This window comes from Legionella stuttgartensis (genome assembly GCF_977063405.2).
Window position 1 is genome coordinate 429,670 of the sequence record NZ_CDRUHA020000011.1, and the last position, 12,947, is coordinate 442,616.

Consider the following 12,947-nt stretch of genomic DNA (forward strand, 5'->3'; position numbering starts at 1 on the left):
GTTTTTGCTATACTATTATTCTTTTTGAATGGAACAAACTATGTCCTCTCTACCTCAATGCCCTAAATGTAGTTCAGAATATACTTATGAAGATGGTAATCAATTAATTTGTCCTGAATGTTCCTATGAATGGGCAAAAGATGGAGCAGAAGAACAGATTCACGATGATCTACGCGTGATTAAAGATGCAAATGGTCAGATTCTGCAAGATGGAGATACGGTTACTGTAATCAAAGATTTAAAAATAAAAGGATCGTCTCAAGTAGTAAAAGTTGGTACCAAAGTAAAAAATATTCGTTTGGTTGAAGGGGATCATGATATTGATTGTAAAATTGATGGAATTGGTGCCATGAAATTAAAATCTCAATTTGTTAAAAAAGGATAACAGAGATGCATAAACCACTGCACATTACTTTCTTATTCTATGAAGGGATGACCGCTCTGGACGCTATTGGTCCCTATGAGGTACTTAGTCGTTTGCCAGAAGTAATTGTGCAACGGGTTGCTTTAAAGAGTGGACCGGTACGTACTTGTTCCGGACTCACACTCATTGCTGAGCATGCATTAACGGATATCTCCCATACTGATATTGTGTTGATTCCAGGTGCTGGTAATGCAACTGCATTACGTGAATGTCCTGAAATCCTTAAATGGATCAAAGAGATTCATGAGCATACTTTATGGACTACCTCAGTATGTACTGGAAGTTTGATCCTAGGTGCTGCAGGAATTTTATCTGGGGTGAAGGCAACCACGCATTGGGCGGTAATGAATCGATTAGAAAATTGGGGTGCCATACCGATGCATAAACGCTTTGTAACCGATGGAAAAATCATTACTGCAGCTGGGGTTTCAGCGGGTATCGATATGGCCTTGTTTCTTGCTGCAAAACTGACAGACGAAAACGTAGCGCAAAGTTTACAGCTCGGTTTGGAATATGATCCCGAACCACCTTTTGATTCAGGATCACCAGATAAAGCATCAAAAATATTGCTTCAATCGCTTCGTGAACGTTTGAAAAATAAGTTTGAACCGGAATAATTAGGGTAATACATAGAATATCAAAGAAACTAATCCGGCAAGACCCATTATAGGATGAACGAGTACTGCCAATTTAGGAATTTGTTTTCCTTTCTTAGCAAGTGCAACCAAGCTTAATCCACCCAATGCAGCAATAATTAAAAGAATTAAGCTCGCGACAAGTAGTGTCGCTTTACCTGTCATGAATGCAGACGTGTGAACAATGACGATGAGCAAACCTAAGGCTGCAAAAACTGCATGTAAATTCCTCACCGTTCTATTTACAGGTCTGTCTTGTAGTATTGCTGTAAAAAGAAAAAAGCCACACACTATTGCAAGAAGAAAAAAAACAATAGCAATTATTAACATATAATCTCCTGTACTGATTTACTTGTTCACATTGTATACCTGGGTGCAGCGAAGAGGACCCCGGGGACTGCTTAAGAAATACCTGGGCTCCATTTCGCCGCACCCAGGTAGTAAACGAATTTACTCAGGTGTTACATAATTTTCTTTTGGCTTTGGAAAACTCAAGAATTCGCTTTCCAGTTGCTCCCCAAGGGTATCTTTTTTCATAGAGGGAGAGAAATTAATGATTGGTGCTGGATTTTTCAGCGCCTCAGCTAAGCTAATAAACTTATATCCATTTTTTTGATACATTTCTAAAATATCCCCTAATAAATAGCTATTAAGAAGGTTGGCATGAATTAATAATATTTGCTTGCTGTTTTCACCCTTAGCATTTTTTTCCGCTCTTAAGGTTTGTTTCCATATATAAGCTAAATATCGTGGTTTTATTTTTTGAACATATTTTTCTCGGGAACGAAATGGGACTTTATAAAGCATTTCATTAAAGTCAAAATCTTTACTATCAATGGTTACCGGGGCAATGGTGTAATTATGTTCTTTTAAATAATCAAATACTTTTTGCTTTTTATCTTTATTGCCTTCTGCGAGATAGGGATAGCGAAAATATTTTGGTTGGGTCATTATTGGCGTAAGAATCTTATCGGCACGAGCCACATCAGCAATATATTTATCAGCACTGATCTGATTCAGGTTATAATGTGAATAAGTATGATTTCCCAACATAAAGCCTGCTTTCTGGAATTGCTCTAAGAAATCCCATTGCCCTTTTTCAATCGCTCCTGCAATCACAAATCCCGTGACTGGAACTTTATATTTTTGGAATGTTTGCACGATTTGGCTAAAACGTTCGGTGGAGCGTTGGCGATTTCCTGGAGTGTCCATTCTTGAAGCGACAAGGGGCAAATCATCTATAGTGATGGCAATTTCTTTTTCATCAGCAAAACATACTGAAGAAATCAGTGTAATAAAAAGAAAGAGTAATTTAAGCATCGATAGTCCTTATCAAGATCTAATAACAGGGATGGTATCATAATTCGTTAAATACGTTAAAAAAAGATTAGTCAACTGTGACGCCCTACATCATCAACGAGAGATCTTCTAGCGAAACATAGAGCTACAGAGGGCTATCTCTCGTTGCACTCAGGCGGACCTGCTCGGCTGAGCCTTCACTCAGGCTATACTGAATTCTTAAAAGTTCTGGCATTTATAAACATTCAGTGCATATTCCTTATGCTTAAAAGGAAATATATGTGTTGGTATTTTTTGACATTGATCAAAATATTGTGCCAAGCAATTCTGACGATCATACTGATCAATATACACTATTTCTTTCAATGTCTTATTTGCAATTTTTTTATTAATGTCAGTATTCCATAATGCATATTGGTTTTGCTCAGTGCCACAACCCAGAGTATAGATGATAGGCTTGTTTTGGAGAAAAAAGAGCATGCGTGCTGCAAACCAACCAGAAGTAAAAATCGTATCGGGTAATTTTGGATTTGTCGCATTCAATTGTTGTATTAAATGATAGAAAATAAGTTTTTTTGATTTGATAAGATTAAATTTAGAGGTGTTATCTATGAGAATGAACAAGCTAATTAGTACGTACAATATAGGCAATAAAATAGCGAATTTACGATAAGGAAAAGTGGTCAGCCAATATCCCAATAAAATCACACTGCTAATTAGATAAGGCGTTAGCCAGAACTCTCTTATCCCAGCTTGGCTTGCGGTATATAAGTAAAAACAGAGAAAAGTAATACAAATGATACGACACAATCTAATAATTAATGCACTTTTTTCATCCAGTTTTTGATTTCGTACTAAAAATGGAGGAAGCAGCATAATATTTAATGAAGGAACAAATAAGGTAAAAAATGTTTCTATCGTATGATAAAAAGGGTTTACTCCAGAATTAAGTTTATGAGTAGTTAACTGATAGATAAATGATTGCCACTGATTTTGATAGTTCCAGAGCATCACTGGACTAAAAATAATAATGGCTAGAAGCGTAGCAAAATAAAAATGTTTCGATTTCAAGATTGAGCGATAAGTACTAAAAATTAAAAAAATAAGCAGAGAAAGGATTAAAACGATGCCGCTATATTTGGATAACATCATCAAGCCTGCACTAATCCCTATTAAGTAGAGTTCTTTTATTTTATTGGTTTTAATAAATTTTATAGTGTAATACAGAGTTAATGACCAAAATAAAGTAAGGGGCGAATCATAGGTTGTTTGTTTTAAAATATCTAAGGTGACCAGTGGAGATAATAGCCACGATAACATTGCAATACAACTCGCTTCGCGGGATAAAAAAAATCGAGCACTTTTATAAATAATCCCACTCGTTAATGCAATGCAGATAATGCCTATAAAGCTCAATGCAAATAAGTTATCTCCGAATAATGAAGTTGCTAACCTAATGAAATAGGCAATCATAGGAGAGCCATCATAGTAGGATAATGCCAAGTGGCGACTCCAATCCCAATAATAGTACGTATCAAGCGATAATACATTAATAGGTGCTAACAGGAGTAAAATGATAAAATACAGAGTTAAAAACAGATAAACGCTTCGTGAGCTAAAAAATTCCCACGAAATAAGCCTATAGTGTGCTCTTTTCCCTGATGGATATCCATTTCCCGATTGATTCATTCTTGTGACAATTGTTATCTTTAATTACTAGAGACATATTTTTCTGCCCATATATGACGTGAATAAGTATAGTAATTTAAAAGAGATATTAAACCGATGCCGATACCCATGATTATATTTTCACGTAAGGGGCCGGCGCCAAAACAAACAACTCCTAGGCGTAACCAATAACTTTGTAAGTTTATTATAAATATGGAATAAATAGAAAAAAACAATAAACGCCTTATTTTCAATGGCCATGGTGATTTCTTTTGAACGCTAAATGTAATTTTGCTATTCAAAACGAAATTATTTATGATTGCTGCGCATACCGCAATTTGGGACGCGTCAAAAGGTGAGAATTGAAAATATTCACGCAACACATTGTAGATAATAAATTGTACAAAAATACCCAACGAGCCAACAAGACACATTTTTAAATAACGTTTAATTTCATGATAACGCAAAGTAAAAACGACACGCAGCGAGTCGACAATGCTGTTTTTAGGTAATTTGCTGTATCCTTTATTCCGATCGATGAAATCAATGGGATATTCACGAATTTTTGCTTTATTTTTATGTAAAAGCCACAACAACTGCATTTTATATGCATAGTGATTTGTAAGAAATTGATGAGGTAGAATTTTTAAAAGTTGCTGCCGGCGAGTGGCACGAAAACCACTGGTAAAATCCTTATATTTAGGTGTGAGTACTGCTCGAGCAACGTAATTACCTAAAACGGAGAATAATTTGCGATGTAATTCCCAATTATCCGGAATACTCCCTCCCTCGACGTAACGACTTCCCAGCACACAATCACACGTTTGTAACATATCTAACATGGGTTGAATATATTTGGGTTGGTGGGAAAGATCTGCATCAAACTCAAAAACAATATCTGCATTCAGAGCAGTTAATGCATAGTTCATGGCTTGCAAGTACGCAGACCCAAGGCCAGATTTAGTGGGCTCATTTTGTAAATGTAATTTGGGATAATTATTCTGTAACGAAGTAACAATATTTTTGGTGTTATCTGTAGAGGCGCTATCAAAAATTAAAACATGCACATCATGTTGCTCAATTTGTTCTACTGATGCAAATACTTGTTCTATTGTTGATTGAATGACCAATGCTTCATTATGCGTTGGAATAATAATAACCACTGTCTCTTTTTCTAAAGAATTTTTTTCAATGGAATCAGAGGAATTATTTGCATCAAAAGTCAACTTTATTTCTCGGGATTATAGATTATTTGGGGTGTGAGTTTATCAATTAGTCTTTATAAAAAAAAGAGGGGGGCTTTGTACTTAAATCATCCGTTTAATTTTTATTTTGATCATTTCTTTATTTTTAACTGTTTTTTTGCAGAAAATTAACAGTATTGATTTAATCTGTTTTTAATGACCCATAGTACAATTGAGCAATTCTTCACAATTCATCTCAAAGAGTTCTTTTATGGGAAAATCAAATATTGGTCTCATAAAGCATACTTTTTTTAATAATTCATTTAAACAAAATGATTTTTCCTTTAAAGAAGACGAGTTTCATTTAGATCGATTAAAGGATGAGTTCTTATCGTTAAATCAAGTGATTATATCGAATAAGTCTTCTTGGACCGAAGAGAGTGCCACAGTACATTATTTATACTTTTTATGTGATTTACTGATTTCTTACTATCAACTCGATTTTGTTGATTCTGATTTGAAAAAATTAAAACAACTTCGAAAAAATATAGAAGCATTTTATAAAATAGATCTTGCACAAGACAAGCGAGGATCAATTGATAGTTTCCCTGGGTACATTGCAGAGGAATTTCAAACAAGTATTTTAGATTATCTGTCCTCCTTCATTAGTATTTCCAAGCTACGTCAAAAGATCGGTACACTAAATACTAGGCGTTCTCAATTTTCCTACAGTCGTGGTCTTGCAAATTATGTAATTATTTATCTGCAAAAGAGTTCTTTATCCGACTTGATTCAAGAGATCAATAAGGTTCTTGGTAATCAATACAGTTTTATCGAAGGTCTTAATTTCCTGAATAACTCACGTGAAGCCATTACTGATCTGGGTATTTTGCTCTATATGTTCCGGTTTATGATTAATTTAATCTTGATGCTCAAGCATATTCTCCAGTCTGCAATAAGTGAGGAATTATCAACAAAGAAAGTACTGCAACAAGAAATGGAAAAGCGCGGTTTTATCATGGCTAGTGACTTAGTTTGGGGGGTAGTAGGTTTGTTAACTACTTATAATAACTTTTTTCATATAGCGGATTCTGTTGTTCCACTAATCACGGTTGTGTTCCTTACGTTTGATACATTATTGTTTCTAGCGCAGTGGCTTTTTGAAGCCAGCCAATACCAGGAGCATATGCACGAATTGCAGGCACAATTAAAGGATGCAACCCCCTTCGAAAAAGCAGTCATACAACGTCAAATTGATGTACTCAATGATGAATGGGGGGCTCAATGCACTTATTTTGCAATTAACATAGTAGGAGCCAATATAATTGCCACCTGTTTTGCAATCAGTATGTTATGTAGCGGTCCACTTGCTTTAGCCGGACTAGCCTTATTTAGTATGCTAGGGAATGCTCTGTATAACACCTCAGAGGAATATAAACAGTACCAAAGATCCTCTATTGCAGTACGACGTGAGTTGACAAATGGTACAATCTTGGACGATGAACATCATCGGCAAATCCTAAAAAAACTCAATGAGGAATGCAGCAAAAATTATCTCGAATTTTTGAAAAACTTGGCATTCAATGTTGGGGGAATTGCATTTCTTATTACTGCGGCCGTAGCTTCTTGGCCAGTCGCGTTGGGGGTAACCCTTATCTTTATAGGGTATCGATTAAATGATGCTTATCAAAAACAACTCCATCCTAAGGAGGAAACTCCTCAAGAGGTTTATCGTATTTTAGATCTTGATTCAGAGCAATCAGAGACCTCTTTAGAGTTTGCCTATAATTAATTTGCTACTACATCATATATTGTCTACATCAACTGTCTCTTGTGTTAGCTGCAGCGCATTCTTATAACAATGACAAAATCCCATCTACACTATGTATATAAAAGGATAATTTTTAAGGAATAGATTATGGCCGTAACCACAGGATTATCTGGAAACGAACTATTTTGTTTGCAACTTAAAAATTATTCTCCGGGTGTTATTGTGGTGGGAAACAGTGTTCATTCCTTAGGAATTATAGGCAGTGTTGGCTCGGGTTTTAAAGCAATGTTAGGTGGTGAATTAAACCAGATTACATCACTTATTGCGGAAGGAAGAGAAACTGCTTATAAGCGCTTGTTAGAAGAAGCTGTAAGCAAAAATGCAACTGGAATCACTGGAGTTACAAGTCAATTGATTTTACATGGTGCTAATGTTGAATTTTTATCAATAGGCTCAGTGATTTATGCTGAAAGTAACACGGATAAGGAAACATTCTCAACTTCGGCGGATGGACAAGAGTTATATGCACAACTTGATGCGGGTTATAAACCAATTTGTTTTTCTTTTGGTAATGTCGCCTATTCTATGGGGTTAGGTCGGGGATTAATCGGTAGTTTAAAAACTTTAGGACGTGGTGAAATCAAGGAGTACTCCGATATTTTTAATAAAACCAGGCACCTGGCTTTAAATCGTATTATTGATCATGCACGACAATACAAAGCAAATGCGGTATTGGGTATTAAAACAACAGTGTTGCCGTTTGGAGGAGTGAATGAAATGCTCATGATAGGCACCGCTTCTCAAAATCCTCAATTAATAACCAATGTTGATAATGATGTCGTAACGAGTGATATGACGAATATTGAGATGTGGAATATGGCTCGTTTAGGGTATGCTCCTGTGAAATTATTATTAGGTACATCGGTTTACTCTCTCGGTTTGGTTGGAGGAATTACTTCAGCAATAAAAGCATTTGTGCGCGGTGAAATTAATGAACTGACGCGCATGATTTATCATGCACGTGAGAATGCATTAGCAATTATCAATGACGAAGCGCAGGCCATAGGTGCCGATGATGTCGTAGGGGTTAAAACCTATGTGTATCAGTTAGGTAATGGTCTTATCGAGTTTCTGGCTATAGGTACAGCTGTTAAAAAGAACAATCGTATCAGAACAGAATCAGAACAATTACCACCCCAGGCAATTGTTGTTGATAAAGATACTTTTTATGATTCAACCAACTCAGACAGTATGAATGTCAACGTCAATAGCGGAGCAAAACCGATTAATAAAGGAAATTTAGCCTTATTTGTCCCTGTATTCATTATTATATTTTTTGTACTCCTTCAATTCTTTTTCACGCATATTCAATCTCTTTTTAGATAGATCTAGTGCTGAACTTCATATTTCAAATTTATAAACAAATTTTCTAAAAATTTACATTATTAGTTAATAATTACTTAATGTGGGTAATTTATAATCACCCGGTGTGGGGGCAAATAAACAAGAGTATCTTATATGAAAGATAACAAAACGAAACAGAAACAAAGAAAAAATCGGACACCTATAATTGAATCGTTTTCACCTGATCTGGAGTACAAAGAAGAAAAACATTTAACGGACGAAGCTGAAGCATTGGCCCAAGTAGTAACTACTCAGCAAAAAACCTACCGCTGTGTGGAAATCAATCAAGATGCAAAAGCCTTAGTATCGAAATTCAATAGTTGTACCGTTCATTTACTGGAGCAAATAAAGGCGATCGAAGAGCGTCTTGAAGAGCGTATGCCCAGAAGTGCGCGCATTATTTTACTTCAGAATCATAATAAACTGATGAAAGCAGCAATTGCAGAGAGAGGCCAGATTGAAACGGCTCTTGTTGCTATTGAAGAGGATTTATACCCTACACTTGATCCTCAAAAACATGGTGCTCTTTTTTTAAAAAACAAAAGCGCTGTTGCTTCACTTTATGCCCGATTAAAACAACGCAGTTTTGAAATCCAATTTAAACTAGAAAATATTGATCCTAGTTTACAGAACGCAATTCGGGCAGATCTGGAACGTTTGCAAAAACTTCTTGAGGAAATAGAGCAAATTACGGAGAAAACAAGCGAAATTTACGAGAATTTAAAAGGGGGAAGAATAACTTCCAACTTATATGCGGACATGGCTAATAAAGTATATGAGATTAATAAGAAAAAATTTGATTTCGAACAAGTCTGTAAACTAATTGAAGACAAATTAGAGATATCCAAATCATTAGATGCAGAGATTAGGAAACAGATTAAAGAGCTTAAAACCCGACAGCAAGGGTTATCTGCTGTGAAAGGGATTATTGATTCTGTTTATCATAATACAAATAGAGGTACGAAGGATTTAGCCACAGATTTAGGATCGGTTAATTTAAGTTTTAATGCTACGGACTATGAAGCAAAACTACTTACTTCCTCAATGCAATGGGATGATGATCTAGACACCAGAGAAAAAATTATAAAAGAGCGACAAAATATACTTGCTCAATTAGCTGAGAAAAGAAAATATATTGCCCAAGTTACTAGCATTATCGTAACTCATCAGCACATTATTAAAAATTTAATTGCCGAGGATTTAGAGTTTTGTGCAAAAAGGACCAGTCTTTATGAAGCATTTACCAATGCTCCTCATGAGTTTTACCAACGGTTTCAGAATTACCAAAAAGTGTTGGACTATAATTTTGAACAAGGAATAGATGATGAGAAGTCACAATGGTATTTACATAGACTATTAACTTATACTTTAGGTTTCTCACCCGATTCCCCTGAAGACTGTATTATTGTTCGCCATGTTAGAAATACAAGCAGAGACATTAAGAAATTAAAAGAGCAATTTGAAAAAGATTTTCCACTCCTAACAGAAAAAAGAAAATTTTTTGATTACGATAACAAGTCTTATTATATCTCCGATACGATTAGAAAAAATATAGAGCATTATACTTTAGCACATGCAAAGATTGTTGATGCTTTTGAGACGGGAGAGAAATCGGTCAGTTATACTGATAATATTGATTTTAAACAAGAATTAAAGACTCTTAGAGAAAGTAAAACTGAAATTGAACAGTATATTGTTGCGTATAAAAAAGAGAAAAAAAATAACAGACTGGATCTTTTAGAGGTAAAAAGCAAACTTTCAAAATCTGTTCTTAAATTCACTTTGCAGAATGACTCATTAGAATATCAAGGAGGAACTTATGTTCTGGATATTCAAACTAAAAGATTGGTTGAAGAATATAATCTTGCTCATAAACTATTATCCGAAGACTTAAATGGCGAAAAATTTTCAGTAGATCCAATTTCATTTAGGGATAAAAAAGAGCGGTTCGCTGCATTACAAGAAAATCAAAAAATCATTATTGCGTTTCTTGAAGAGCAAAGAAAAAACAGGCTAGAGTTTTTAGAAATAAAAGAAAAGTTATCAAATTTACAGAAAATTATCTTAAAGGAAAACGCTCTACCTTTTGAAGGTGCTAATTATGTTCTGGATTATACTACGCAACAAATGGTGGTGGTGCATAATTACCAATATGAACAGTTGGCTAAGATTTTTAATGAGTTTTCGTTGGTGTCCCAACCTTTAAATGCCGAATTCTTACAGAAGATAAAAGAACGGTTTACCCGGTTAGAGGAAAATCAAAATAATATCAATGCTTATCTTGAGGAGCAAAGAAACCGAAGACAAGAGCTTTTGGAGATACAAAAAGAGCTTTCAGGATTTTCCCTGTTTACTGTAAATGGAACCTCTCTACGGATTCAAGAAAGGAGTTATCCTTTAGATGACATTACCGAACAAAGAGTTGATAGGTATAATCATCTTCATGAGACCTTAACTAATACTTTACGCGATGAGCTCTCTTCGAAGTCAATCTCTTCAAAAGAGATAGATTTAGAGTCTTTACAGAAGATAAGATCAAATTTTACTCGATTATTAGATAATCATCGTAATATTGTTCAATTTATTGAAAAGCAAGTAGAGTTTGGCGCTTTAATACGTGATTTTTCAAAATACTCACATCTTACTTTAAATGAGTCAGGAAATTTGATTTATAAGGAGAAAACTTATCTTCTAAATGCGGGGCTTAAAAAACAAGTCCAAGAGTATAACAAAACTTATGATCAACTCATGCTAGCTTTTCAGAGCAGCGAGAATGTAGAGACTATAAAAGTATTACTTTCAGAGCTGCCGCAAAAAAGTCCTCTTAACAAAATTGATGAATTTAGCGAATTAATGGAGTCACTTCAAAAACAAAGTGCGCTTATACAAAAGAGAGCGGACATGGTGGGGCAAGTTTTGCAGAAGATAAATCAAGAAATATTCCAGTTAGGACAACTATATTTATCAGACACAGAAGAAAATGCAAAGTTCACGATATTGGATAATTTACGGAAAACATTTACAGAGCACAACGCAGAAATAGACCAATTGGCAGCAAGCGTTCATGAAACTCAGGAAGCTCTGCGTCTGGACAATCTGGAAGATTCAAAAAAACAATTAAGAAGTGTTGCAGTGAATAATAAAGGGAAAGTGGATACTTTAGTTCAGGACCTCACGAACAGATTTAATGAAGATCTTCCAAAACTTTCTTCAGGTAGTTATCTCAATCAATTTATGGAATGGATAGATAAAAATATTGTTGCTCCTGTCTATGAGGCATATTATAAAGAGGAAAAACCTTATAAGCCTGGATTTTTTGCTGCATCCACTGAAGCAAATCTCTTTACATTCCGCAAAAATCTTCTTCCAGGTCTAGAGGAATTTCAAAAAGAAGCCGCTAAAGCTGCACCAGCTGCTTAGAAGGCATATTTTTTATTTCCAGCTCATAGTTTCTAACATCTTTTGTGATTATGAGCTATCATTCAAGCACCTCTAATAAAATAAGGAAATGATTATGTCACAAAATTCTATGGGTCAATTCTGTTGGAATGAATTAGCTACTGCGGATGTGAACAAAGCGAAAGAGTTTTATAGCAAAGTACTGGGGTGGCAATTTAAAGAAATACATTCTGGTGAAATGACATACACTCTGATTCAAGCCAACGATAAAGAATTTGCAGGCATATGGCAAATTCCTAAAAATCAACAAAATGAAATTCCACCCCATTGGATGGCTTATATTTTGGTGAATAATGTTGCCGATACTCTAGCAAAAGCAAAACAAAACGGAGCTCAAGAAATTAAAGAAGTTACCCATGTTGGAGATATGGGGCTTTTTGCGATTATTAAAGATCCTACAGGGGCTCATATTGCATTCTGGGAAACAAAGTAAATGATTTTTAGTTAGTCTGATTGGATCCTACGTCCCTAGGTTTGTCCGCGGGATCTAGAGATCGACCTGGGTCCTGCGGACAAGCCGCAGGATATAGGCAAGACAGTACAACGCAATCGCCGTGCCTGGCCACGAATCTCTGAATCTTATGACTCGTTGTTCTTCTTTTGATTGAGTTCTTGCCAAAGCTCATATACTTTGATTCCTTCAGGATGGGCATGATAGGTCATTGGTAAACTTCTTTCTTGCCAAGGCTTAGCAAATTCATCATAAAAATTGTCTAAGGTAAAATATTTGCGATCATCAATATAATATTTTTTATAATCATCCCTTAAAGTAATAAATGTTACTTTTAGCGGACTGCAATAATACATCGCAGCCAAACACATAGGGCATGGATGGGCTAAAATATAAAACTCACAGTTATGAAGGTGTTCGGTATGCAGTTTTGCGGTAGCTTTTCTTATCGCTACAATTTCTGCATGTGCGGTAGGGTCGTTTGTTTGGGCAACCAGATTGGTTCCTTCAGCAATGATTTTACCGTTTTCTACAATTAAACAAGCAAAAGGTCTGCCGCCTTGTTTTACATTCTCTTTGGCCAGTTCAATGGTCTTTTTAATAAAATCCATTTTAAGTCCCTTTTAATTCAAGATACTTAAAAGTATAGACC

General features: G+C 35.3%; 11 protein-coding genes. 6 read left to right on the forward strand and 5 right to left on the reverse strand.

All coding sequences use genetic code 11. The features are described 5' to 3' along the window. Positions 1 to 40 precede the first annotated feature (40 nt). Both ACWTEW_RS04150 and ACWTEW_RS04155 read left to right on the forward strand, forming a co-directional pair. Positions 41 to 385, forward strand: coding sequence for a zinc ribbon domain-containing protein YjdM (locus ACWTEW_RS04150; protein WP_454780499.1), 345 nt, complete (start codon positions 41 to 43; stop codon positions 383 to 385). 5 nt (positions 386 to 390) lie between these two features. Beyond that, positions 391 to 1,041: a DJ-1/PfpI family protein gene (locus ACWTEW_RS04155; RefSeq protein WP_454780500.1), complete on the forward strand. Its 651-nt coding sequence runs from the start codon at positions 391 to 393 to the stop codon at positions 1,039 to 1,041. Here the strand turns inward: ACWTEW_RS04155 and ACWTEW_RS04160 are convergent, their stop codons facing one another. The 4 genes from ACWTEW_RS04160 to ACWTEW_RS04175 form a co-directional block, all read right to left on the reverse strand. After that, positions 1,042 to 1,389: a hypothetical protein gene (locus tag ACWTEW_RS04160; RefSeq protein ID WP_454780501.1), complete on the reverse strand. Its 348-nt coding sequence runs from the start codon at positions 1,387 to 1,389 to the stop codon at positions 1,042 to 1,044. It abuts the gene before it with no gap. A gap of 120 nt (positions 1,390 to 1,509) precedes the next feature. Further along, a complete protein-coding gene (locus ACWTEW_RS04165; protein ID WP_454780502.1) occupies positions 1,510 to 2,379 on the reverse strand; it encodes a polysaccharide deacetylase family protein in 870 nt (289 codons plus the stop codon). A 198-nt stretch (positions 2,380 to 2,577) separates the two neighbouring features. Then, a complete protein-coding gene (locus ACWTEW_RS04170; RefSeq protein WP_454780503.1) occupies positions 2,578 to 4,047 on the reverse strand; it encodes a glycosyltransferase family 39 protein in 1,470 nt (489 codons plus the stop codon). 20 nt (positions 4,048 to 4,067) lie between these two features. After that, entirely contained in the window at positions 4,068 to 5,252 is a 1,185-nt protein-coding gene (locus tag ACWTEW_RS04175; RefSeq protein WP_454780504.1) for a glycosyltransferase family 2 protein, read from the reverse strand. 229 nt (positions 5,253 to 5,481) lie between these two features. Between ACWTEW_RS04175 and ACWTEW_RS04180 the strand changes: the two genes are divergently transcribed. From ACWTEW_RS04180 to ACWTEW_RS04195, 4 genes are all read left to right on the forward strand, one after another. Then, positions 5,482 to 7,002 carry a hypothetical protein gene (locus tag ACWTEW_RS04180; RefSeq protein WP_454780505.1) on the forward strand — a complete coding sequence of 507 codons (1,521 nt, stop codon included), beginning with the start codon at positions 5,482 to 5,484 and terminating at the stop codon, positions 7,000 to 7,002. A 126-nt stretch (positions 7,003 to 7,128) separates the two neighbouring features. Beyond that, complete coding sequence (locus tag ACWTEW_RS04185; protein ID WP_454780506.1) at positions 7,129 to 8,367, forward strand: heavy metal-binding domain-containing protein; 1,239 nt, start codon at positions 7,129 to 7,131, stop codon at positions 8,365 to 8,367. A gap of 132 nt (positions 8,368 to 8,499) precedes the next feature. After that, complete coding sequence (locus ACWTEW_RS04190) at positions 8,500 to 11,805, forward strand: hypothetical protein (protein ID WP_454780507.1); 3,306 nt, start codon at positions 8,500 to 8,502, stop codon at positions 11,803 to 11,805. A 94-nt stretch (positions 11,806 to 11,899) separates the two neighbouring features. After that, positions 11,900 to 12,277: a VOC family protein gene (locus tag ACWTEW_RS04195; protein WP_454780508.1), complete on the forward strand. Its 378-nt coding sequence runs from the start codon at positions 11,900 to 11,902 to the stop codon at positions 12,275 to 12,277. Between the two features lie 146 nt (positions 12,278 to 12,423). On the opposite strand, the gene ACWTEW_RS04200 is transcribed toward ACWTEW_RS04195, so the two are convergent. After that, positions 12,424 to 12,906: a nucleoside deaminase gene (locus ACWTEW_RS04200; protein ID WP_454780509.1), complete on the reverse strand. Its 483-nt coding sequence runs from the start codon at positions 12,904 to 12,906 to the stop codon at positions 12,424 to 12,426. Positions 12,907 to 12,947 lie beyond the last annotated feature (41 nt).